Origin of the sequence: Stenotrophomonas sp. SMYL11, assembly GCF_036320005.1 — a bacterium.
Taxonomy (GTDB): domain Bacteria; phylum Pseudomonadota; class Gammaproteobacteria; order Xanthomonadales; family Xanthomonadaceae; genus Stenotrophomonas; species Stenotrophomonas maltophilia_A.
The window spans coordinates 100,439-123,198 of the sequence record NZ_JAWIRS010000010.1 but is presented as its reverse complement, the minus strand read 5'-3'; the positions used below and the strand labels follow the sequence as shown (position 1 = coordinate 123,198).

Annotated in this window: 27 protein-coding genes and 4 tRNA genes; 22 read left to right on the top strand and 9 right to left on the bottom strand. The window is 64.4% G+C overall.

Features of this window, described 5'->3' with window-relative positions; all coding sequences use genetic code 11:
- Nucleotides 1–53 precede the first annotated feature (53 nt).
- Genes V3B46_RS14735 through V3B46_RS14685 form a run of 11 tightly spaced genes read left to right on the top strand, consistent with a single transcriptional unit; the run spans nt 54 to nt 12,710 of the window.
- A complete protein-coding gene (locus V3B46_RS14735; RefSeq protein WP_329892241.1) occupies nt 54–3,146 on the top strand; it encodes a hypothetical protein in 3,093 nt (1,030 codons plus the stop codon).
- A gap of 39 nt (nt 3,147–3,185) precedes the next feature.
- Nucleotides 3,186–5,723, top strand: coding sequence for a phage tail fiber domain-containing protein (locus V3B46_RS14730; RefSeq protein WP_005412396.1), 2,538 nt, complete (start codon nt 3,186–3,188; stop codon nt 5,721–5,723).
- Between the two features lie 25 nt (nt 5,724–5,748).
- Entirely contained in the window at nt 5,749–8,553 is a 2,805-nt protein-coding gene (locus V3B46_RS14725) for a tail fiber domain-containing protein (RefSeq protein WP_005412395.1), read from the top strand.
- Entirely contained in the window at nt 8,553–9,038 is a 486-nt protein-coding gene (locus V3B46_RS14720; RefSeq protein ID WP_126411773.1) for a hypothetical protein, read from the top strand. The genes V3B46_RS14725 and V3B46_RS14720 overlap by 1 nt, the downstream gene beginning before the upstream one ends.
- Before the next feature lie 26 nt (nt 9,039–9,064).
- Nucleotides 9,065–9,334, top strand: coding sequence for a phage holin family protein (locus V3B46_RS14715; RefSeq protein WP_005412393.1), 270 nt, complete (start codon nt 9,065–9,067; stop codon nt 9,332–9,334).
- Entirely contained in the window at nt 9,331–9,576 is a 246-nt protein-coding gene (locus V3B46_RS14710) for a hypothetical protein (protein WP_032961803.1), read from the top strand. Before V3B46_RS14715 ends, V3B46_RS14710 begins: the two co-directional genes overlap by 4 nt.
- Nucleotides 9,577–9,584: 8 nt before the next feature.
- Nucleotides 9,585–11,249 (top strand): phage terminase large subunit, encoded by a 1,665-nt coding sequence (gene terL, locus V3B46_RS14705; protein WP_032961836.1) that lies wholly within the window; start codon nt 9,585–9,587, stop codon nt 11,247–11,249.
- Nucleotides 11,250–11,257: 8 nt separating this feature from the next.
- The gene (locus tag V3B46_RS14700; RefSeq protein WP_005412390.1) at nt 11,258–11,449 is read left to right on the top strand and encodes an LPXTG cell wall anchor domain-containing protein; all 192 of its coding nucleotides are present in this window, start codon (nt 11,258–11,260) and stop codon (nt 11,447–11,449) included.
- Nucleotides 11,446–11,943 (top strand): hypothetical protein, encoded by a 498-nt coding sequence (locus V3B46_RS14695; RefSeq protein WP_065426719.1) that lies wholly within the window; start codon nt 11,446–11,448, stop codon nt 11,941–11,943. The genes V3B46_RS14700 and V3B46_RS14695 overlap by 4 nt, the downstream gene beginning before the upstream one ends.
- 9 nt (nt 11,944–11,952) lie before the next feature.
- A complete protein-coding gene (locus V3B46_RS14690; protein WP_005412388.1) occupies nt 11,953–12,261 on the top strand; it encodes a hypothetical protein in 309 nt (102 codons plus the stop codon).
- Nucleotides 12,258–12,710 (top strand): hypothetical protein, encoded by a 453-nt coding sequence (locus tag V3B46_RS14685; protein WP_005412387.1) that lies wholly within the window; start codon nt 12,258–12,260, stop codon nt 12,708–12,710. Before V3B46_RS14690 ends, V3B46_RS14685 begins: the two co-directional genes overlap by 4 nt.
- Before the next feature lie 21 nt (nt 12,711–12,731).
- Here V3B46_RS14685 and V3B46_RS14680 read toward each other — a convergent pair whose 3' ends face one another.
- The 3 genes from V3B46_RS14680 to V3B46_RS14670 form a co-directional block, all read right to left on the bottom strand.
- Nucleotides 12,732–13,070 carry a DNA-binding transcriptional response regulator gene (locus V3B46_RS14680; protein ID WP_157173538.1) on the bottom strand — a complete coding sequence of 113 codons (339 nt, stop codon included), beginning with the start codon at nt 13,068–13,070 and terminating at the stop codon, nt 12,732–12,734.
- A gap of 151 nt (nt 13,071–13,221) precedes the next feature.
- A complete protein-coding gene (locus V3B46_RS14675; RefSeq protein ID WP_032961798.1) occupies nt 13,222–13,554 on the bottom strand; it encodes a hypothetical protein in 333 nt (110 codons plus the stop codon).
- A 215-nt stretch (nt 13,555–13,769) separates the two neighbouring features.
- Entirely contained in the window at nt 13,770–13,985 is a 216-nt protein-coding gene (locus V3B46_RS14670; RefSeq protein WP_005412386.1) for a hypothetical protein, read from the bottom strand.
- Between the two features lie 1,189 nt (nt 13,986–15,174).
- Here V3B46_RS14670 and V3B46_RS14665 point away from each other — a divergent pair.
- From V3B46_RS14665 to V3B46_RS14615, 11 genes are all read left to right on the top strand, one after another.
- The gene (locus V3B46_RS14665; protein ID WP_154267699.1) at nt 15,175–15,336 is read left to right on the top strand and encodes a hypothetical protein; all 162 of its coding nucleotides are present in this window, start codon (nt 15,175–15,177) and stop codon (nt 15,334–15,336) included.
- 68 nt (nt 15,337–15,404) lie between these two features.
- Nucleotides 15,405–15,575: a hypothetical protein gene (locus V3B46_RS14660; protein WP_004154558.1), complete on the top strand. Its 171-nt coding sequence runs from the start codon at nt 15,405–15,407 to the stop codon at nt 15,573–15,575.
- Nucleotides 15,576–15,639: 64 nt separating this feature from the next.
- The gene (locus V3B46_RS14655) at nt 15,640–16,239 is read left to right on the top strand and encodes a DNA polymerase III subunit beta family protein (protein WP_005412385.1); all 600 of its coding nucleotides are present in this window, start codon (nt 15,640–15,642) and stop codon (nt 16,237–16,239) included.
- 52 nt (nt 16,240–16,291) lie between these two features.
- Entirely contained in the window at nt 16,292–16,615 is a 324-nt protein-coding gene (locus V3B46_RS14650) for a hypothetical protein (RefSeq protein ID WP_005412384.1), read from the top strand.
- Entirely contained in the window at nt 16,615–17,055 is a 441-nt protein-coding gene (locus tag V3B46_RS14645; RefSeq protein ID WP_005412383.1) for a hypothetical protein, read from the top strand. Before V3B46_RS14650 ends, V3B46_RS14645 begins: the two co-directional genes overlap by 1 nt.
- A complete protein-coding gene (locus V3B46_RS14640) occupies nt 17,052–17,234 on the top strand; it encodes a hypothetical protein (protein WP_032961794.1) in 183 nt (60 codons plus the stop codon). Before V3B46_RS14645 ends, V3B46_RS14640 begins: the two co-directional genes overlap by 4 nt.
- A complete protein-coding gene (locus V3B46_RS14635) occupies nt 17,231–17,491 on the top strand; it encodes a hypothetical protein (RefSeq protein WP_032961791.1) in 261 nt (86 codons plus the stop codon). The genes V3B46_RS14640 and V3B46_RS14635 overlap by 4 nt, the downstream gene beginning before the upstream one ends.
- 63 nt (nt 17,492–17,554) lie before the next feature.
- Entirely contained in the window at nt 17,555–18,175 is a 621-nt protein-coding gene (locus tag V3B46_RS14630) for an antirestriction protein ArdA (RefSeq protein ID WP_329892240.1), read from the top strand.
- Nucleotides 18,176–18,416: 241 nt separating this feature from the next.
- The gene (locus V3B46_RS14625) at nt 18,417–18,557 is read left to right on the top strand and encodes a hypothetical protein (protein WP_005412379.1); all 141 of its coding nucleotides are present in this window, start codon (nt 18,417–18,419) and stop codon (nt 18,555–18,557) included.
- A gap of 739 nt (nt 18,558–19,296) precedes the next feature.
- Nucleotides 19,297–19,671 carry a helix-turn-helix domain-containing protein gene (locus V3B46_RS14620; RefSeq protein WP_005412378.1) on the top strand — a complete coding sequence of 125 codons (375 nt, stop codon included), beginning with the start codon at nt 19,297–19,299 and terminating at the stop codon, nt 19,669–19,671.
- Between the two features lie 66 nt (nt 19,672–19,737).
- On the top strand, nt 19,738–20,982 hold the full coding sequence (locus V3B46_RS14615) for a tyrosine-type recombinase/integrase (protein WP_049417433.1): 1,245 nt from the start codon (nt 19,738–19,740) through the stop codon (nt 20,980–20,982).
- A 59-nt stretch (nt 20,983–21,041) separates the two neighbouring features.
- Here the strand turns inward: V3B46_RS14615 and V3B46_RS14610 are convergent.
- From V3B46_RS14610 to V3B46_RS14585, 6 genes are all read right to left on the bottom strand, one after another.
- A tRNA-Leu gene (locus tag V3B46_RS14610) sits at nt 21,042–21,128 on the bottom strand.
- A 139-nt stretch (nt 21,129–21,267) separates the two neighbouring features.
- Nucleotides 21,268–21,633 carry a hypothetical protein gene (locus V3B46_RS14605; RefSeq protein ID WP_329892239.1) on the bottom strand — a complete coding sequence of 122 codons (366 nt, stop codon included), beginning with the start codon at nt 21,631–21,633 and terminating at the stop codon, nt 21,268–21,270.
- A 245-nt stretch (nt 21,634–21,878) separates the two neighbouring features.
- Nucleotides 21,879–21,954 (bottom strand) — tRNA-Lys (locus tag V3B46_RS14600).
- A gap of 199 nt (nt 21,955–22,153) precedes the next feature.
- Nucleotides 22,154–22,229: transfer RNA gene (locus V3B46_RS14595), tRNA-Lys, on the bottom strand.
- A gap of 79 nt (nt 22,230–22,308) precedes the next feature.
- Nucleotides 22,309–22,385, bottom strand: a tRNA-His gene (locus V3B46_RS14590).
- Between the two features lie 168 nt (nt 22,386–22,553).
- On the bottom strand, nt 22,554–22,685 hold the full coding sequence (locus V3B46_RS14585) for a hypothetical protein (protein ID WP_329892238.1): 132 nt from the start codon (nt 22,683–22,685) through the stop codon (nt 22,554–22,556).
- Nucleotides 22,686–22,760: the final 75 nt, after the last annotated feature.

The window sequence follows — 22,760 nt, the reverse complement described above, 5'->3', positions numbered from 1 at the left end:
GCGCAGACGAGAACATCGTCAAGCCGGCAACCCAGCAGCCCATCGTGCAAGCCGTGCGCGAGCGCAAGGAGCAGCGAGAGGCCGCGGAGCGCCGGAAGGATCAGACGACCGTATGGGACGGATGGGGCGCTGCCCAGGCAAAGGGCGGCATCGGCTTCATCGACCGCTTCATCACCGAGCTGGGCTACGAGCCGCAGCAGGGCTATCGCATTCCCGCAGACGCGCGCAAGCGCTGGGAGTCGATGGGCCTGCGCCCGGAGCAGTGGGAGCTGTTCGGCCGGGCCACGTCCGACGAGCACCTCTCCTATCTGGAATCCGTGGCCTTTATGAATCAGATGGCGGACGACGACCTGGCGCAGTTCGGCCTGGGCGGACAGATCGCCCTCGGCTTCACCGACCCGGTGGCAACCGGCCTCGATCTCGCCACGGGCGGCCTGGGGTACGCAGCCAAGGCCGGACGCCTCGCCAACGCGGTGCGTTCCGGTCTACAGGCTGCGGGCACCTCCGCGCTGATGTCGGCCGCAACCTCCACCTACGACCCCGAGCAGACGCTCGCGGATGGCGTGCAGAGCGCCGCCCTGTCGTTCGCGTTCGGTGGTGCCCTCGGCGCTCGCCGGGGTGCCCTGTTCGACGGCGAGGTGAAGCCTGACGTGGTGAAGCGGCTGGCCGGTGACGACTCGCTGTCCGCCGCCCGCGTGGCAGGCACCGCCGCCAACGACCTCACGCCAGGCGTCCTCCCGCTGCGCAACGAGAGCGCATTCGAGCAGGAGTTCACCGACAAGGCGCTGGTCAACGCGCACATCACGCCCCACTTCGCCACCGTCCGCCGCGACCTTGCTGCCCGCATGGGTAGCGCCAAGTCGCCGCTGGTGCGCGAGGCGGGCCGCCTGCTGTTCCGCGATGGCGTCGGCTACACCGATCGCTCCGTCGCGGTCCAGGAGTCCACCAGCGAGTTCGCCAAGCGCCACCTGGCCGTCATGGAGACGGAATGGCGGAGCGGAGTGAACGCCGCATGGGACGCCTACAAGCAACGGACAGGCACCCATTGGTGGAACTTCTCCGAGCGCGCAAAGTTCAACGAGGAGGTCGGCCGTGCCGTGCGCGGTGCGCCTGACGTATCACCGGAAGCCGCCAAGGCGGCCGGCAGCGTCGCCAAGGCGATGCGCGATGCGCTCAAGCTGGCGCAGGACAGCAACCTCGACGGCTTCGCCAACGTGGCGCAGAACGGCAGCTACCTGCCGCGCTACTGGAGTGGCAAGGGCTTCAAGCGCCTGTTCGGCGAGATGCAGCTTCACCAGGACGACGTGATCGAGCAGCTCATCAAGCCCGCCATGCGTCGCGCCTGGGAGGCCACCACCGACGAAGGCGACGAGATCGACGACGAGCTGCTCGGGGCGGTTGCACGCTCCTACCTCAAGCGCGCCCAAGCGAACTTCGAGGGCGACGGGATGGACCTGCTGGTCCGCCCGCTGGACAGCGATTCGGTCGAGGAGATCGGCAACATGCTGACCGAGGCGGGCGTCTCGCCCGTGCGGTCGCAAGAGCTACTGTCCAAGCTGGAGCGCAAGACCTACGAGTCGGGCAAGCTCGACCGCGCGAAGAAGCGCATCGACCTCGACGAGACCTACTCCACCACCATCCGCAACGAGGCTGGCGAGGACGTGCAGGTCTCGATGGCCGACCTGTTCGACAACGACGTGGACTCGGTGATGACCCGCTACATGCGCGAGATCACCGGCTGGTCGGCGCTGTCGTCGAAGGCTGGCATCAAGAACCGCGCACAGCTCGACCGCTTCGTGTCGAAGCTCAAGAGCGACGCCCGCAAGTCCGGCGACGACGTGAAGGACATCGAGCGCCTGATCGACATCGGCCTCAAGTCCACCTTCGGCCGCAGCACCGAACTCGATCCCGCCAGCCGAGGCGCACGCTACGCGCGGTTCCTGCGCAACTGGAACTTCGCCCGCGTGATGAACCAGGTCGGCTTCTCGCTGTTCGCCGAGCTTGGCCCGACCATCGCGCATGCCGGTCTCCGCAACTTCTGGAACTCCGTGGGTGCCGCCCGCGACTTCCTGGTGCGCGGCGCTGACGGCAAGCTGTCCTCGCAGGAGGCGCGCGTCATGGAGCGGCTGTTCGCACCCGGCACCGACTGGCTGCGCAACCCGCCGTTCCTGCGCCTGGACGAGGATGCGCTAGTGCCGCAGACGTTCAACGTCAAGCACGGCGAGAAGATCGACAACGCGATGAACATGGCGACGCACGTCACCTCGGTCGCATCCGGCATGGCCCCGATCAACACGATGCTCCAACGCATCGCCGGTCGCGCCACGCTGCTGCGGCTGCTGGACATGGCGAACGCCAAGAAGCTGTCGGACGCCGAAGTGGCCCGCCTGCGCACCTGGGGCCTCGACGAGAAGGCCCAGGCCGACGTGTTCGGCTACCTCAAAGGCAAGCGGCAGATCGAGCAGATCGACCCGGACAAGCTGCCGTTCCAGACGCGCGAGCGCATGGCGGCCTTCCTGTTCCGCGTGACGCGACACCAGGTTCTCGAAGGTGACGCCTCGGACAGCATCGAGCTGATGCACTCCACCACCGGCCGCATCGTCACGCAGTTCCGCAGCTTCATGGTCAACAGCTACACCCGCCACTTCCTGAACTCCGTCCACCACTACGACGACTGGCGCACCTACGCGATGGTCGTGCTGTCCACTTCGGCAGCAGGCATGGGCTGGGCGGCTCGCACGTACATCAACACTGCGGGCAACCCCGAACAGCGGAAGAAGCAGCTGACGCAGGAGAACTTCTACAAGAACGCTGTCGCGCAATCGAGCTGGTCGAACGTGATCCCCGCGGTCACCGACGCCGTGTGGGCGGACGCCTTGGGTAACGACCCGGTGTTCGCCAACAACCGCTCGACCGGCCTGGAGAACGGCGTGATGGGCATCCCGTCCATCGACCTGTTCAACAAGGTCTACGGCAGCACGCGGATGATCGGTTCGGCCATCCGCGACGATGAGGAGATCACCGAGAAGCAGATGCGCGACTTCTGGAAGATTTGGTGGTTCAACAACATGACGGGCGTCCGCAACACCGCGGATCAAGCCCTACAGCAGTTCCCTGACCGCAAGGACGGGACTGATCGACCGTAACCAGGAGGCCCTTCGGGGCCTCCACCTTTTTGAGGACGCATGATCGAACTATCGCGCGGCCTTTCCTTCGTGCTCTACACCTACGAGGGAGGCCCTACGCGGTTCACCGTGCCGTTCCCGTACATCGCCCGCGAACACATCCGGGCGTTCGTCGGTGAACCGGACGCGGCCCGCGCTGTCTCCGTGTCGTGGGTGGACGCCAGCACCATCGAGATTCCGTCGCAGGATGGCGTGCTCGACGCACCCTACACTGTGACCATCCGGCGATTCACGCCGATTGACGCCCTCCTGGTCAACTACAAGGAAGGCGCAAACCTCCCGGCGCGCGACTTGTCCAAGTCGTTCCGCCAACTGCTGTACGCACACCAGGAACTCGCCGAGTTCGGTGGTGGCAGCGGCCTCCCCGGTGGCGGCCCCGGTAACCCCGGTGGCGACCCGGACCTCAACGCAATCATCGAGCAGCTCCTCCGCTCGCCAGCACTGCAAGACCTGCTGACCCGCATCGACCTTATCGACGTGAACGCCGAGGCGATCCTGGAGGAAATCATGCGCTCGCACGAGTTCTTCGACGTGCAGCGCGACTATGGCGACAAGATCAGCACGGCCACCCACGAGATCGGACTGCTGACCGAAGGCAACAAGGTCATCGCGCAGCAGATCATCGACCTGTTCGCGCGGGTGGACTACGGCGAGCAAAGTAGCCAGGCACGATTCCTGGAGGTCAATCGCGCCATCGCTGACGAGCGCTCCGCGCGCGTCGAGGCGATCACCGAGCTGCAAGGCCAGGTGGTCGAGAACGGCAAGACGATCTCCGCAGCGCTCAACCAGCGCATCGACGAGGTGGAGAGCACCACCGAAGCGGCGCGTGCGGCCACCGAGCAGCGCCTCGGCGCAGAGATCGAGGACAGCGCGGCGCAGGTCCGCACCGCGGTCATGGCCGAGGTTGACGCAACCAAGGCCCGCGTGTCCGACGTTGAGACGGCAGTAGTCCGCCACGGCGAGAACATCGCTGGCCTGGCCGAGACCACCGAAGCCCTGACGGACGCCGAGGGTGCCAACACGGCATTCCGACAGCAGATGGCGGCCAGCTACGGCGCGAACGTGCCGCAGGGGATTGCCAATGAGATCGACGGCCAGGTGTCGGCGGTTTCGGCCGCCTTCGAGCAGCGCATCGACACCGAAGCGTCCGCGCGCGAAGCCCTGGCTTCCCAGGTATCCACGCTGGAGACCAGCACCGCGCCGACGATCTTCTCGGACGCGCAGCCCTCCCCGCCCGCTGGCGGCTTCAAGGTTCCGACCTTTTGGGTCAAGACCGTGCAGACCGGCGCGTACCTGACGCAGATTTGGGATGGCACCGGCTGGCGCAAGGCCGACCTGGATGTCACCTCTCCGACCGGCGCGCTGGTGCAGCAGCTCAACACCACCAAGATCACCGCCGAGCAGGCACAGGCCATCGCGGCCACGCAGGTCCAGGCGTTCAAGGACGGCGACTTCGCCACCATCCGGCAGGAGTTCAACGTGGTCGCCGGGCAGCACTCCGGCATGTACGGTCAGTGGCAGGCCAACTACTCGGTCAAGATCAACGCGGGCACCATCAACGGCGTCCCCGTGGTCGCCGGTATCGCCCTCTCCGCCAACCCGCAGACCGGCAGCGACTTCATCGTCACCGCGGATCGCTTCGCCTTCGTCCACCCGCAGTACACCTCGGGCGGCACCTTGGCGAGCATCAAGTATCCGTTCGTGATCGGCACTGTCGGCGGCCAGTCCACCGTGGGCATCCAGGGTGCGCTGGTGGTGGACGGGACGATCACTGCGGACAAGATCAGGGTGAACTCCCTGGCCGCGCTCACGGCAAACGCAGGCACGATCAACGGCGGCACGTTCAAGACCCACACCCTCGACGGCAACGGCAACATCGTCAACGCTGCCGAGTTCCGCGTGGAAATCTCCAACCTCGGCGACTGGCCCCTGTGGGTCGGCTCCGGCGCGAAGAACGCCAACAACGCGGTGTTCTACGTGGACCGCAACGGCGGCGCGTTCTTCCGAGGCCGCGTCAATGCTCCCAACATCGTTGGGCAGTTCCAGTCGGCGACCGGCGTGTGGTGGACCGGGGCAACGAGCCTCTGCTACCAGGCGGGCAACAACTTCATCCCGCTCGGCGATTGGGTGGCGATCCACGAGTTCTGGCTCGGCGCTCCGGTGCTGGCTGGCGAGGGTCATACGCCCTCCGTGTCGGTGACCGTCACCGCGAACACGCGCGTCTACGGGCTGCACGTCATCTTGGAGGAGCTGCGCGACTCTGTGTGGGTCGTCATCGCCTCGCACGAGCCGCCGATGTACCGCGCGTTGATTCAGCAGATGGGCGGCGACGGCAACACCTTCACTGCGTCCAACTTCTACACCTACGAGCAGTCGGTGACGCTCTCGGCGTCCGGCGCATGGACAGGCGGTGCCCGCGCATTCCGCGTGCGGTGCCGCGCATCCAGCCCGCCTCCGCAGGTCCACGGCTACGACGCCCCGGCCTACCCGAACTACCTCATCACGTCGATTGGCGGCTTCGCCTTCGGCATCCGATAACCCTCAGAGAGAACCCAAGCACCGCATGAGCACTACCCCCGGCTACGTCTCCAACGCCGAGCTGGCCTCGCGCCTCTCGACGCTGGTAGACCGCTGGAACCGGCGCGAGAATCAGATGATCGCGCTGCTGACTCAGGAGGAAGGCACCGTCGTCGTGACGGACGGCCTGGGCAACAACCACACCCTCCCCTCGTTCCCGCAGCTCCAGAAGGACGTGGCCGGGCTGACCGACGAGCTGACCGGCTCGGTCGTGCAGGTGCGCGACCTGGTGTCCGTGGCAACCGGCATGGCGAACGCCGCGCAGGCGTCCGCAGATGACGCCTCTGGCTTCGCCGACGCTGCCGAAGCATCCGCCGTGCGCGCTGCGGAATCCGCCGCGAGCATCGACGACGACGTGCAGGCCACCGCCGACGCGGCGACCTTCGCTGCTGCCAAGGCGGCCGAGGCTTCCGACAGCGCGACCGAGGCGGCAAGCTCCGCAGTGGACGCCGCCGCTTCGGCGACGGCCTCGGCCACCTCGGCGCTGGCTTCGGCTGGCTCCGCAAGCCAGGCGGGCACGTCGGCCACCGCAGCGGGTCAGGCGCGTTCCGACGCGCAAGCAGCGGCGACTGCTGCCGCCACGTCACGGGATCAGGCGCAGACCATCCTGGGCTATGCGACCGACGCGGCCGACCGCGCGGAAGCTGACGCCACCGCTGCCGCAGCATCGGCTGCCGCAGCCGCCGACAGCGCGACCGCCGCAGCGACCTCGGTCACTCAGGCGACCACCCAGGCCAACCGGGCGGAAGCCCAGGCGTCCGCCGCGGCGACCAAGGCTGGCGAGGCTGCTGGCTCGGCGACCACCGCAGCCGGTCATGCCTCCGCTGCGTCCGGCTCGGCGTCTGCCGCCTCGATCTCGGCGCAGACCGCATCGTCGGCCAAGGCCGCTGCCGAGGCTGCCCGCGACAAGGCTGGCCTGTACGCGAACGCGCCGCAGGGCACCGAGGTCTCGCCGGGCGAGTTCTCGGCGAAGCATTGGGCCGCCCAGGCGCAGGCTGCCGTCACTGGCTCGCTGGTCTACATGGGATCGTGGGATGCCGGCACTGGTGCGTTCCCGGCCAACCCGGTGAAGGGTCACTTCTACAAGGTGGTCGGCGAAGGCACTGTGGGCGACATCCACTGGCGAGTCGGCGACCAGGCGCTCTACGGCGCTACCTGGGAGAAGATCGACAACACCGATCAGGTCACCAGCGTCGCCGGTAAGCAGGGCGACGTGACCCTCGTGGCTGGCGACATCGGCGGCCTGGGCGCGCTGGCGACCCGCGACGACGTGGACTTCAACACCCACGTCACCGGGAAGCCGACGACCTACCCGCCGAGCACCCACACGCACACCAAGGCGCAGGTCGGCCTCGACAAGGTGGACAATACCGCCGACCTCGACAAGCCGATCAGCACCGCGACGCAGACGGCGCTCGACGGCAAGGCGGCGGCGACGCACACGCACACCATCGCCAACGTGACCGGCCTCCAGTCCGCGCTCGACGGCAAAGCGGCGGCGTCCCACTCGCACACCATCGCAAACGTAACCGGGCTGCAAGCGGCGCTCGACGGGAAGTCGGCAATCGGCCACACGCATACCGCCGCCGAGATCGCCAACGTCGTCAACGTGACCGACGATCAGTCCATCGGTGGCGTCAAGACGTTCGCCTCCGGGCAGATTCGTGTGCAGGGATTTGGCGGCGAGGCCACGTCCGGCGTCATGTACCTGGGGTCGCTGGATCGCTATGTGTACGTGCCGCCAGCTGCGAACTCGCTGGAGTTCCGATTCGGCGATGGCACGGGTGGCGTCGCGTCCCTCAACGCTGGCGGCACCGTCTGGACCTCGGCGAACTTCAACCCGGCAGGAAAGGCCGACGCCGGTCACACGCACACCATCGCAAACGTCAGCGGCCTCCAGTCCGCACTGGACGGCAAGGCGAGCCTGGGTGGCGCAACCTTCACCGGGCAGGTCACTCTGGCCTATGGCGCGCCGCTGCGGTTGACCGGCATGGGTGCAGCGGGAACCGCGTACATCCACGGAACGAACGGCGCTGGCGATGACGTTTGCTCGATCACCCGCGTGAACACGAACAGCTGGTACAACCTGTACTGGAACGGTGCTGCGAACATTGCGGGCCGCCTGACGGTCGGCGATCAGATTTACCTCAACGCTGGCTGGTTCCGCTCCCAGCAGTCCGGCACCGGCTGGTACTCGGAAGCGCACGGCGGCGGCATCTGGATGCAGGACAGCACCTGGGTTCGCACCTACGGCGGCAAGGGATTCCTTATCGCTGGCCCAGGCGGTAGCGGTGGCGACCTCCGTTTGGAGAGCTACTCGCCAACCATCACCTGTTACGACTCCGACAACGGGACCACGCACTGGCTCCATTGCAACGACAACAACCACGGCTTCCTCGCCAGCAACGCCTTCTCGTGGTGCGCCTACCGCGACGGCAGCAACAATTGGGTCGCCACGGGCAACATCGTCGCCTATGCGTCCGATGCGCGTCTAAAGAAGAACATCGTGGACGCCTCGGCCTCCAAGGTGGCCGACTTCTTCGACCGCTTCCGTGTACGCGAGTTCGATTGGGATGCCAAGGCAATCGCCGAGCTGAATCCCACGTTCCACCCGAGCGCGGATCACGAGGTCGGCGGCATCGCGCAGGAGGCCGAGGAGGTCTACTCGTTGATGGTCGCCACGCACGCAAACGGCATCAAGACGATCCAGTGGGAGAAGGCTATTCCCTTCCTTATCGCTGAGGTGCAGGCGCTGCGTAAGCGCGTCGCGGACCTTGGGGGAGGTGCCTGATGGCCCTCCCCGGCTCCGGCCCTATCTCCTGGGAAATGATCCGCGCCGAGTTTGGCGGCGGCTACCCGATCTACGCGGACCAGTATTACCGAGGACGTGGATTGGTGCCCGACGTTCCGGCCAACTACGGCGTCCCCACGAGCGGCCCGATCTACGCCTCGCAGTTCTACAACGCGGTCAAGGCGACGCCGTTCCAAGCATCGCTGTCGCCGAGCTACCTGATGGGTAACTGGCCTCAGTCCACCAACGGCACGGTCAGCGAGTCGTTCAGCGTTTATTGCTCGGGCGGCACCGGCAACTACTCCGTGGTCTCCCGCTCCGTCACAGGCGGCGCGTCGATCTCCGGCAGCGGCCTCGGTGGCACTGTGACCGCCTCTGGGCGGAACACCTCCCGCATGGGGCAGTTCACAGTCGTCGTCACCGATGGCGTCACGCAGATCACCCTGACCGGCAACTACGAGTACAGCTTCGGTCGTCCGCTCTAACGCATCCACCACCTACAAGAGACCTAATGCACGATGAAGTGAAGCTGGTCGGCGCTCTCGCGGGCGTCGGCCTCATCGTGGGCATCGCAAAGATGCTCACGTCGAACGATCCGATCACCTGGAAGCAGGCGCTCGGCCGCGCAATCCTCTCTGGCGCTACCGGCCTTGCCGCTGGTGCCATCGTCATTTTCATCCCCGGCGTCTCCTTCGTCGCCCAGGTCGCGCTCGCGTGCATCCTGGCGTCGCTCGGCACGTCCGCGCTGGAGACCGTACTGAACCGCGTCGTCAACAAGTGACCGCCCCCAAGGATGCCTTGGAGCGACTGCACGCCGCAGTCGCTGACAAGCTCGCCGACACCATCGACTCGATGGAGTCGGACGCGAAGGGCCTGGCCTCGATCCTCAACGTGGCCCGGCAGTTTCTCAAGGACAACGGCATCGACGTTGCGGCCACGCCGCCCGGCTCACCGCTGGGCAAGCTGGCCGACAAGGTGTCCGAGTTCCCGTTCGATCCCGCTGAGGATGGGCGGCTGAACTGATGGAGGGCATGACGAGCCTCCACGTTCGTCACCCTTTCGAGGACTTCCGCAACTTCGCCTGGTACGTCTGGAAGGAGCTGGGGCTACCAAGCCCCACTCCGATCCAGTACGACATCTGCGAGTTCCTGAAAACCGGCCCGCGCCGTCGCGTCATCATGGCGTACCGCGGCGTCGGCAAGTCCTGGGTGACGGCCGCCTACGTCTGCTGGCTCCTCTGGAAAGACCCCCAGCACAAGATCATGGTGGTCTCGGCATCGAAGGAACGCGCCGATGCGTTCTCGGTGTTCGTCAAGCGCCTGATCGAAACCCTGCCTGAGCTGCAACACCTGCGCCCGCGTCCCGACCAGCGCAACTCGAACCTGGCGTTCGATGTCGGTCCCGCGCAGCCCGATCAGTCGCCCTCGGTGAAGTCGGTCGGCATCAACGGCCAGCTCACCGGCTCCCGCGCCGACACCATCATCGCGGACGACATCGAAGTCCCAAAGAACTCCATGACCGTCGTGCAGCGCGAGAAGCTCGCCGAGCTGGTCAAGGAGTTCGACGCGGTGCTCAAGCCTGGCGGCGAGATCATCTACCTCGGCACTCCGCAGACCGAGGAGTCGCTCTACAACAAGCTGCCCGAGCGCGGCTACGTCATCCGCATCTGGCCTGCGCGCTACCCGAAGGACACCAAGCACCGTCAGGTGTACGGCGACCGCCTCGCGCCGATGATCGCCGATGCGTTCGACGCGAACCCCAAGCTCGCCTGGAAGAACTGCGAGAGCGTCCGCTTCTCCGATGAGGACTTGATGGAGCGCGAGGCGTCCTACGGACGCTCCGGCTTCATGCTCCAGTTCATGCTCGATGCGTCGCTGTCCGACGCCGAGAAGTACCCGCTCAAGCTGTCCGACCTGATCGTGATGGACGTGGACCGCGAGGTCGCTCCGATCCGCGTGGTCTACAGCAGCGGCCCGGAGTACATCGTCAGCGACATCCCGTCCGTGGGCTTCACTGGCGACCGCCTGTACCGGCCCATGTACCTCGCCTCGGAAATGGAGGAGTTCACCGGCAAGGTACTCGCCATCGACCCCTCGGGCCGAGGTGGCGACGAAACCGGCTACGCGGTCGTCGGCATGCTTCGCGGCATGCTCTACGCGCGCCGCGCTGGTGCGACCAAGGGCGGCTACGACGACGACACGCTGGAGACCCTGGCGCACATCGCGCGCGCCGAGAAGGTCTCCGCAGTCCTCATTGAGGCGAACTTCGGTGACGGCATGTTCGCCAAGATGCTCTCCGGCGTCCTGGCGCGCGTGTACCCGTGCTCCATCGAGGAGGTGAAGCACTACGGCACCTCGAAGGAGAACCGAATCATCGACGTGCTGGAGCCGGTGCTGAACCAGCACCGCCTGGTGGTCGATGCCTCGATCATCCGCGCCGATCAGAAGTCCGAACAGAAGTACCAGCTGTGCTACCAGCTGACGCGCATCACGCGCGACCGCGGCGCACTGCGCCACGACGACCGCCTCGAAGCGCTGGCGATGGCCGTGAAGTATTGGGCCGACCAGCTCTCCCGAGACGTGTCCAAGGAGGAGCAGCGCTACCTGGAGGAGCTGCTCGACCGCGAGTACGCCTCCTTCATCCAGTCCGTGACCGGCCGCATGCCGTCACCCGACAACTACCTCGACATCCTGTAGGAGACCCAATGTCCAACACGCTCGCTGCGTGGCTGATGGCGCTCGCCGCCGCTGGCCTGCTGTACCTGTTCCTGCGCCGCAAGAACGACGACGACAACGACGGCCCGAGCGCACCCGCGCCGGTAACGCCGTGCGACTGCAACCACGCTCCCTGCTGCCACACCCAGGGCGGCCAGTCGAACCCCTACGCGCCGGTATGACCGACGCAAAGCTGCCGAGCCTCGTGGAGGTCAGGGACAACCTGATCCCCGCGGCGGCCCGGCTGCTCCCCGGCGTGGCCTTCACTCCCGAAGCGAAGGTCATGCTGCTCGCCATTGGTCTCCAGGAATCTCGCTTCGAGCACCGCAGGCAGATCAAAGGCCCCGCACGCGGCTTCTGGCAGTTCGAGGCGGGCGGCGGCACCGCAGGTGTACTCCGTCACCCGGCGACCTCCGCACGCGCCTCACAGCTCGTCTCCGCGCGTCTGGAGCGTCCCTCGACCGCTGCGGTCAACGAGGCGCTCGCCTCCGACGACGTGCTCGCCTGTGCGTTCGCTCGCCTGCTGCTGTTCACCGATCCGCGTCCGCTGCCCGCCCTGGGTAACCCCCAGGCCGCATGGGACTACTACGTCCGCAACTGGCGGCCGGGCAAGCCGCACCGTGACACCTGGGACGCGCTCTACGCGAAGGCCCTGGCAACCATCCGCAACACCTAACCGGAACCCATGAACTTCAAGACCATCTACAACCGCGCCAGCGAGCGCCTGGTGCGCGCCTACGAGCGCGCTAAGGGGTACGTAGCGCTACGCATTGCCCTCGCCTCGCAGTGGCTCCTGGAGCGCCTGCGCGAGACCTCCCGTCGCACCTACACCGGCTGGCTGTTCGTCGTCGTGTTCCTGGCGCTGCCCTACGTCGTCCTCGGCGGCCTGTGGGAGCACCTGCGGAATGCCGCGGAGCGCCTGTGGGATGACGTGAACGACATCGAGTGGGCTGCGTTCACCCCGAGCTACTGGCGGGAGCACATCAAGCAGTGACCACGCTGGCCTTTGACGGCCGGCTCGTTGCTATCGACTCGCAGGTCACCGCTGGTGATCTGCGGTACGAGGAGGAGAAGTTCTACCGCACCACCGACACCACCGGGCGCGACCTGGTGGTGTTCGGCGCGGGCACCACTTCCCACATCCAGCGAGCCGTGCGCGAGCTGTCGGAGGGATTCGACGAACTGACCAAGGGCGAGTACACGATCCTCGTGGTCGGCCTGCGGGACAACCCGGTGGCCTTCTACCACGACGGTCTCCCTCTCGACCTCCGGCGCGACTTCCTCGTCGCCGGTAGTGGTGGTGCGATTGCCCTGGCCGCCATGAAGGCAGGCCACAACGCGACCGAAGCAGTCCTCATGGCCTGCTCGACGGACCTCTACAGCGGTCCTCCGGTGCAGACCTACGACACGGTTACAAAGCGTTTCCTAAAACGCCGGACCTGAACTACTGGCGCATGGACGCGCCTAAACAGGAATGCCGATTTGGCGAGTCCTATCAAGGGCGCTCATGAGTTCTTTGATGCGGTACGGCTTCGGGAGAAAGGTCGCCCACTGGTGAGCGTCAGGGAGCTGCGGGTTCGGCACCCCGGACGCGAACATGTAGGGAATTCGGTGCGACAGCAGGTAATCGGCGACGGACATTGATGCTCCGTCCTGCGTCTGGATGTCTAAGATCGCCGCGTGAAATGCTTTCGCCTCTATGCGGTCGAATGCATCGGCAGCGGAGGCGACCACATCGACCTCGTAACCCTGCATCGCCAGGATTTCCTTCAACATCCCTGAGAGGTCAGGATCATCTTCCATGACCAACAACGAGCCGAGCCGACCCTGGCTGTATGCATCCGTAGCCATCGCGCGTTCTCCCACGCCTACGTTCCCCAAACGGTTCGTACCGTACACGACGGCCAGTTAAAAGACAGGAAACGACTCTACCTGAAAGTGAACAGTTCAGCTATCACGCCAATTCTTCATCCTTGAACCACCACATTACAGCCAAGACGACAAACCAAACGATCAGCGGGACGCCAATCGTGAATTCCACGAGTAGGCCTCTCATGTGCTCGTGCTGCGCGGCCTCAGTCAGTGCAGAATCCAGAATTGGCACCGCATCGGCCACCACGCTGTACGCGGTCGTGTCATCGTTTATGACCTCGCGGGTACGTTCGACCAGCTCCCGTGCTGCTCGAAGCTTCGCGTGCTGATATGCGGCGGGCACTCCAGCACAGACCAGCGAGAGGACAGTGACCAGCGCCGCCAAGCGAATGAGGAGGGTATTGAGCGATGCCATAGATGCTCGTTGTAATGTCTATGCCAACCGCTAAGTTTATTCGACCACGGAGCACTGGGAGGGCTTGACAAGGGTGCTATCATAGTAAGACCTAAGTATTACTCTAGCAGGACTATAGAGTTCTATTCATTGGTATTCACCATCAAGTAGAGCTACAGTTCTCCTATGCACTCCTGGGGTGTTCCTCTGTCCTCCTTGGGTGCCACTGCGGCGGACTAGACCTCCGTCCCATCCTTGATGACCCATAGCACCACGCCCGCACCAATCCAAGCGAGCGCCGGGATGCCCAAAGCGAGCTGGAGAAACAGGTTGCGGGAATTGCGGTTGCTGATGAGGTCATTCGTCGCGGCGTCAAACGTCCGCACCGCCTCATCAACCAACACCTGCGGCGAGGCGTCGTTCTCGATGATCTGCTCGTTCCAGGAACGCAACTCCTCAGCGCTCCTTACGCCGGTCTGAAAGTACGCGGCAGGGAGTCCTGCGAGCACTAAGGCCAGGACGGTGATCGCGGTAGCGGTTCTTATCGTGTATCGGCGGGCGTACATAACGTCTCCTCGAAGTGACAGAGGTGGTCGAAAGGTTTGCGGCAAATTTCCGAAGGAGTATCCAACTACTTGGAACGGCGCGATCACCCCCCGTAGGGGGTCGCCCCCTGTAGCGTAAGGCACGATGCGCCCCCTTCGCGTCACCTGCGGCGTCACCACCTCGGCTAACCTACTGATTCCAAAGGTGAACCACCGGATTAGGTATCCAGTGCCTAGGCAATCCCATGCGATACCTGGGCAACCTGCGGACATCCGCGCTCAAACGTTCGCGCCCCTGTCTGTCCCTATCTGTCTTTTTGCCCTGACCGCCACGCGCCCACCTCGGCACCACCTCGGCACACCTGCCGACCACCTCGGCACACCCTGCCCGGCCTATGCCCACCTGCCGCCCACCACGGCCAGCCAATGCGCCACCACGGCCCACGCAAGGCCCGCCACGGGCACCCCTACCGCCCCGCCTATAGAAGCTCCCCACGCGCGCGCTAGGCGCTCCCTGCGACCATCCAAAATCGTTGCCATCGGGGTATTGACAGCCATGCGGGGATTGATCTAATCTATACCCGTCGCCAGCAACACGGCGGCAGCGGAAAAGGCGGCGACAGACGTGCGACCGATGGATCGACAGCACCTAGAGCTTATCCCGCCAGCACTGAGGACTAGCCCCAAAGGCCCCTAAGCGCACCGCAGGTAACGTCCGGCTCAACCATCCCCCTACCGGGAGTGATTGACAAACCGGGAGCAAAAGGGCATAATGCCCACCATCGAACAACGGCCGCAGGGTGCGGTCGGGACAGTAGGAAAGGGGCAGGCAGGAGCGCCGCCCACGGCAGAACGCGGGGAGCTGGGAACACTAGCCGCGCCGGGAAGTGTAAGGGCCGATGAAGGCCGCCACGGATACCGGGTCACCGCCAGAAAGAGCGGGGCCATCTGTACGGGATTCCTAGGCGAGCTGGAGGCGCTCCCGGAAGCTGGCGACGGTCAGATTCCATGCCTTACGAGCATGAGTCTGACCGCCAAAGCGCCCCTACCGTTGTGATGGGGCGTTTTGGTGGTCCGATTCACTGGAGAGCAACCCATGACGATGATCCCGTTTGATATGACCGCCCGCGACTACTACGTGGCCGGTTGCATCCGCCGCGGCATCCGCGAGCACCGCGCCCGACTCAACGAGCGGGAGCGCCAGGCACACAAGAACCGCACCCAAGTTGCGCCTTGTCCATCCCCCGTTGTCATCTGATCCCCTTTCGTCAACCCGGTTTTCCACACCCCGCCGACGTGTGACGGCGGGTCTTTTTTGGAGCTACCATGAGCACCAATGGACCACTGGAGGACTTGCAAGTGCGCAAGCTCACCGCTGAGATTCGCAAGATCAACCGCGAGAGCGACAAGCTGATGATGGAGACCCGGTGGTATCCGCTGGTGGTCGCCACGGCCTTTGTGGCTGGCATCGTCACGCTGACCAAGCTGTTCCTCTAACAGCGCCCTACCCCAATCCCCCGAAGCCGCCGCAAGGCGGCTTTTTTGTTGCCCGGAGAAAGCTATGAACAAAATTCCTTCCGCCCTGATCGCCGCCGCTCTGCATGTGGCCCCCAAGAATGACGTTCGCTTCTACTTGAATGGCGTGCTGATTGAGTCGCACGCCGATGGTGCGATCATCGTTGCTACAGACGGCCACCGCATGCTTGTGGTGCGTACCAGCCTGCCGTGGGACATTGGCAAGATCATCGTGCCGCGCAATGCGTGCGAGCTGGTCGCCAAGATGAAGGGCGATGTCTATTTCAGCGCCGTGGGCGATGCCAGCCGGTTCAAGGCGGAGCGCGGAGGCCAGGCCATTGAGTTTGCTGCCGTTGATGGAACCTACCCGGACTGGCGTGCTGCGGTGTCCAAGCCGAACGAACTCAAGCTGTCCGGATTCGCGCCTGCCGTCCTCGAAGGCGTAGTGAAGGCGGCCGGTGTAATTTGCAAGGCATTCGGCGGCAAGGCCACTTCACTGATTCCGGTGACTGGCGGCGACGTGGCGGCCATGTTCGGTATTGGCGGCATCACCGATCCGAGCATCAGGTGCGCGTCTTTGATCGTCATGCCAATGCGCGACTCGTCATACCCGGAAGCCCTGTGCAGCGACGCGCTCCGCGCTTAACCCGAACCCATCAGCCGCCGCAAGGCGGCTTTTTTGTTGCCCGGAGAAAGCCATGAACCTCGACAACTACGCCCCCGAGAGCGCGAAGCGCATAGCCGTGGCGCTGGTGGATGCCGCCCTCGCCGCTGGTTACTCGCTCGGCGTCTACGACGGCGAAGAAACCACGGTGCGGCACAGCCGCGACCGGCAAGAAGTGTTGGAGGCCCTCGCCTCTACCGACCACGATCACCTGCGGTTCTACCGCCCGGACGCAACAAAGGCGGGGTTTGTGCTCCTGATTTGGGAGAACGGGGACGACGCCGCGAGCGACTGGAGCGACAACGACGAGACCAACGCGCTGGTGATGCCGGTGCTGCGCGGGCTGGGGGTGCTGTGATGGAACTGCGCACCTACGGAACCCGCAACGTGTTCCTGGCACAGCCGGGGCGCTATCACGAACAACTGGCGGCGACCGCGATGACGCCGCAGCAAGCCGAGGAGTTCGCCACCGTGGTCAACCGCGCAATCAGGGATACCGACTTCGACCCCATCGACCTCGCGCAGCTGGCGAGCGGGTGGACGTGGCCCGAGCCGATGAGCACCGCGCCGCTGGGCATTGAGGACTCCGAATTTCTTGTCGAGGTGGCGCGCATGCTGCACCGCCTCTGGCAGGAGGTCGGCGAGCAGTGGAGCGGCGTTTGGGCCTACGACATCGCCGACCCGCTGGGCGGGTGGCTGTCGAGGAACGGCATCAACCACGAGACCGCCGATGGCGTGGCCCGCGCCGAGCAGCAGGCCCGCGCATGGATCGCCGAGGGCATGGGAGCCGCGCGATGAGCTACCGCGAGGAGGACATCTTGTTCGAGACCGAAAAGGCATGGGTGCTGCGCAAGGGGCCGAACCATTTTGAGGTCTACAAAATCGGCCTCACCCACTCGACACGCCACGGCATTTTTCACAACATCCCCGGCGCACTGGATCGCGCCATCGAACACGCAAAGGGCCTGTCGCAATGAGCAATGACAACGAGCTGGCTGTACCTGCCGGTGACAAGCTGGTCACCCTGGGCGACCGATCGGTCTCCTACGGTCCCCGCCAAGAGTTCGACGGGAGCGTCGAGCCTTGCGCACCGATGGCCGCGCAGTTTTGGGGCGTCTACCGCTGGGCCGGTAAGGACCGCTGGTGGTGGATTGCCGACGTGGCCGACGAGGACACCGCCCGCGCAGTGGCCGCCGCCTACCTGCTGAACGTCAAGCCCGATTGGGCGCACTGACCGATAACCACCCCTGATCCCGAGGCCCGCCTAGTGCGGGCCTTCGCATTTCTGGAGCACACCATGCAAATCTACGTTGCCTGCCTTGCCTCATATAACGCTGGCGTCCTGCACGGCGAGTGGATCGACTTGGAGGGACGCGACGCCGACGACGTGCGCGATGAGATTGCCCGCATCCTGCGCGAGTCGCCGCACCCGAACGTGACCGTTGATTGCCCGGATTGCGGCGGTACTGGAACCACATACGTCCCCCGAGTATTCGGCGGGGCGGAATGCACGGCGTGTGGCGGAAGCGGCAAGGTCGCCAGCGCCGAGGAGTGGGCCGTCCACGACTACGACGACGTGTTCGGGGATACCTGGGGCGAGCACCCCGACCTGGACAAGCTGTGCGCATTGCAAGAGCGGCTGGACGAGTTGCACAACGACACCGAACGCGCTGCCTACACGGCCTTCTGCGACCACGAGGGCCTCGACGATGTGACCGTGGAGCAGTTCCACGAAGCCTACGTGGGCCAGTTCGATAGCTGGGCCGACTTTGCCGAGAACTATGTGGACGAATCGGGGCTTCTCCACGGCGTGCCCGACGCCCTCTCCCGCTACTTCGACTACGAGAGCTATGGCCGCGACATGCGGCTCAACGGTGACGCGTTTGAGGTGAGCGGCTTCTACTTCTGGAGCCGCTAACGCCGCTTCCGCAAGACCCTGCGCCAATACAGGTATGTGCGATGCGCCGGCACCGAGCTAGTCCACACCCATACGACTAGGTGAAGGGCCGTAATGGCGACTTCTACGCGGGGGTCAATCATCGAACGGTCCTTGGGGTCGGGAGTGGCGATCACGCCCTTCAGCCCTAATCATAAGGCCAATCTCGATATTTGGCACTCATTGTTCCATTTGTAGCACTTGCATAACAGGAGACTTACATATGCGTAACGCAGATTTCACCGCAAACTCGACCCTGGTGATCGTCAACGTGGCCCTCCGCGTCCACCAGTTCGGCCCGTTCTTGGTATTCGAGCGGGAGGTTTTGGTCCTGCATGAACGGACCTACGAGGTGCCCGAATGATTCGGACCATCAATTTCGACCATAACGAGAAGCGCGGCGCTCTCCGCGCGATGCTCGGCCTACTCAACGAGCGCGTCCAGTTCTCGGTCGTCCCCGAGGACTGTGGCTGGCGGGTGTCGTATCCGGTCCCACCCGCGGCCCCAACGGAGACCCCGCGGCCATGACTTCACTGCACCAGTCGGGATCAATCTCTCCCGTGGTACTTGATTCCTACGGACGCGCCATCATTGTGGCCTGTAGTCTGCCCGACGGCAGCGTCATGCTGTCGGGCTGCGCATCCGCAGACGACCAGGGGGGCGTTCTCAGTCTATGAGTACGGTGAGACGGACAATAGCCAGCGCGGTAGTCCGCGTAGGGCAAGGACTGTTTTTTGCATCCGTGGTCGGGGCCATTGTGACCCTGGCGGCGATGCTGGCACTACCGTTCTTAAAACACTGAAACGTAAGACCTTTTTGTGGAGCGCAGCCGGGGGTGGCGGCGCATTACAACGCCGTGAGCAGGGGACAGGACGGCCCCTTCGCAGGGCAGAAGTACCTGGACCTGTTCGTGAAAGCCTTTGGATATGAGATCGGAATCGACCCCTCCCCCACGCCTTGGCAGCGTGGTTTCTGGATGGACAAAATTGGCAAGAATGCCATCAACATTGGCTTGGGCCTTGTAATCCTTACATTGCGGCTCCAAGATAGACCCTGATGGTTTCCCAAGGGGGAACCATCCCCTTACGGAAAATGAGCGCACCATGAATCTCTCGCAGAAAGAACTGACGGCCATTCTCACAACCGCACTGTCAGCCTTCCGGGAAGAGATCGACGAGGACATCACCGCCACCCGCATCCTCACCCTACTCGCCGTTGTGGACGAGCCGGGCATTCAGCAGGTGGACCTTGAGCGCGTCCTCGGCGGACTCTCTCCCTCCGCAGTGAGCCGCAATGTGCTCGACCTGTCGTCTATCAAGCGTAACCGCGAGCCGGGGCCTGACTTCCTAGAGCAGCGCCCTGATCCCGCCTACCGCAAGCGCAACCTGATCTTCCCGACGACCAAGGCGCTGCACTGGCTGGCTTCGCTCGCAGAACGTGTCAACCGCAAGGTGACGGCGCGCGTCGCAGCCGCCTAACCCCCAACACCCCGTTGTGCCCCGAGGCCCGCCTAGTGCGGGCCTTTTTCATTTCTGGAGATACACATGGCCCTTCGCCTCAAAGGGACCGCGCCCAAGCCGGGTGCGCCCGATAAGCGCTACTACATGCTCGACGTGCAGGAGGGATACCGGCGCGTGCGCTTGTCCACCGGCACCCGCGACCGCGTGGCAGCCGAGCGCAAGGAGCAGGCGGTCCTCGACGCCCTGCGCGACGACCCCGAGATTGCAGAGGACGCGCTGCGGGAGCTGATTCGGGGCAAGTCCCGGTCGGTGCAGATGGCCGTGGCGAAGGCCAAGGTCCGCCAGCGCACCCTCAAGGACGCGATGGACGACGCGCTGGACGACCGCAACTTTTGGGGCAAGCTCCGGTCCATCGACACCGTGCGTACCAACTGCAAGGTGGTCCAGAGCTACCTGGGCGAGGAAACGCCCATCAACGACATCACGCAGGCCGCGGTCAACGACATGGCGCAGCGCATGCTCGCCGACAAGGCGGCTCCCGCCACCGTGAACCGCAAGATGCAGTGCCTCCTTGCCCTACTGAAACGCGAGAGGAAGGCCGGCCGGTTCTTGGGAGAGCTGCCCGAGTACAGCTTGGCCGACGAGAGGGACAACGCACGCACGTTCGTCCTGAACGTTGAGGACGAGGAATTGATCCTGGCGCGGCTGCTGGAGTGGGACACGCTCCCGAACGGCCCTGCCGGAGGGCACCCACGGGTGCGCGACGGGGCGGACTACCGCGACCTGTTCGTGTGCCTCGCCGACCTGGGCTGCCGCATGAGCCAGGCCATCGGCATCCGGTGGTCCGAAGTAGTCGATCAGGGCGGAAGGCTCCACGTCCGCTTCTGGCGGCACGCTACGCTCAAGAAGGGGCGTCCCCGCACCCTACCCTGCACCGCCCGTGTCGCCGAGGTTCTACAGCGGCGCAAGGACGCCCTGGCGGCCACATCGGACGGCCCCTTCACGATGCTCAATCGCACGCGCGCCGACCGGCTGTGGCAATGGGCCATCAAGGGGACACATCTCGCTTCCGAGAAGGAGTGCGTACCGCATGCGCTCCGCCATACGTGCGCCACTCGGCTGCTGCTGGCGACCGGCAACATCAAGCTCGTGCAGGAGTGGCTCGGACACCGCGACATCCAGACCACCTCAGCGGTCTACGCGAAGGTACTGGCCGAGCAATCGCTCCAAGGCATGTCTGCACTGGAGCAGTTCCGCCTCCCAGCCGCCTCGAACGGAACAGGTGACGTTCCGAGACAGGGATCAATTGCCAAAGCGGGAATCCAATAGGACAACTGACCGTCGCCAGCTTATTTTTCAATCACTTAGGCAATCTGTGCTCGGCCAGATGGTGCGAAAGGCGGGACTCGAACCCGCACGAGGTCACCCTCACTGGAACCTAAATCCAGGGCGTCTACCAATTCCGCCACTTTCGCGTGGCCGGCTCAGGCGTTCATTGTCGCAGGCGGGGGCTGGAAGCGGAAGGCCTGCACAAAACTGAATCTGCCGCGATGCGCGCGGCCCCTGCATCGCTGCCGCCCCGGCGGGCGCACCGTCCGCCAGGACGACTGCGGCTTACTGCTGCGGTACAGCGCGCGCCGGTGCCATGCCTGCTTGTTCGGCGGCCGCATCGCCCTTGCGGATCTCCACGCCCCCGTCGTCGGTACGGCGCAGGGCCACCGACTCCGGCACGACCTTGCGCACATCCACCGAACCGTCCGCATTGCGCTGCACGTCCACCGCGTCGGGCAGGACCTCCCCTTCCGCAGGCTGAGCCGGCTGCATCTGCATGGCGTCACCCACCGGGCGCGCCGGAGTGCTCTCCGTGCCCGCATCGCGTTCGACGGTCTTCGCGGGATCATTGGCCGGCGCGCAGGCAGCCAGCGCCATCAACGCGAAGGGAACCCACAGCGTGCGGTGCAATCGATTGATATCAGCCATCAACATCTTCCTTCGTGCATGCGCCTTCGGCGCGGAAGATCCATTGGGTGCGATGGAGGAAGGATGCGGTGAGAAGCAGCGCACAGCATTGAAAACACTGATGACGCGTATGACCCTGATTTCAGCATCGCTTCAGTAGATCCACGCCATGCGCCGTTTCAGCAGATCCACACCATGCGTGGATGAAGCGCAACCCGGCGCGCAGACAAGAAAAAAGCCACTTGGATGACCAAGTGGCTTTCGTCTGGTGGGCTGTCAAGGATTCGAACCTTGGACCTATTGATTAAGAGTCAACTGCTCTACCAACTGAGCTAACAGCCCGAAATCGGGGCGCGAATTATGACCCGATCCGCCCGGTGGGTGCAAGCACTTTTTTCAACATCGTTGAAACCAGCACTGCGGTCCCGCTGCGTTGCAGCTCCACAGCCAGGCGGGGCTCTGCAACCTGTGATCCATCGGAACGATGGGAGTCACACCTATTAAGAAAAAAGCCACCTGGGGTACCAGGTGGCTTCCGTCTTGGTGGGCCGTCAAGGATTCGAACCTTGGACCTATTGATTAAGAGTCAACTGCTCTACCAACTGAGCTAACGGCCCGTGAAACTCAGACGCACATTGTAACGTGCTTTCTGTTTATTGCAATACCGTTTCGGCTGCGCCGATGCGGTTGAATCAGTGGGGTGGCTGAGGGGATTCGAACCCCCGACCACCGGAATCACAATCCGGTACTCTAACCAACTGAGCTACAGCCACCACTGAAACTTTCGCTCCACCGCCGATGAGGCTGACGTTGGAACTTGATGCTTTGCTACCGGGCGGAACCAGAAGTCCGTCCCCCGAAGCGAGTCCGGCATTTTCCGGGAGTCGCGAAGGAATTGCAAGCACTTCTTCACATTGATGTGCAGGGGCCGGAACAGGAGATCAGAGCTGCTCCGCCGAGATCACACGCACGGCGTCCCCATGCTCGTCCAGGAATGACAGCGTGGCCTCCCCCTTCAGCGTGACCTGCAACTGCTGGCGCGGCTGGCTCGCTCCGTCGAGCAGCTGAAACATCGCATTGTGCGACTGCGTCCTGCCAGGAAACACACGACGCGTAATGGCTTGCACACCTGCGCGTGCAAGCGCTCA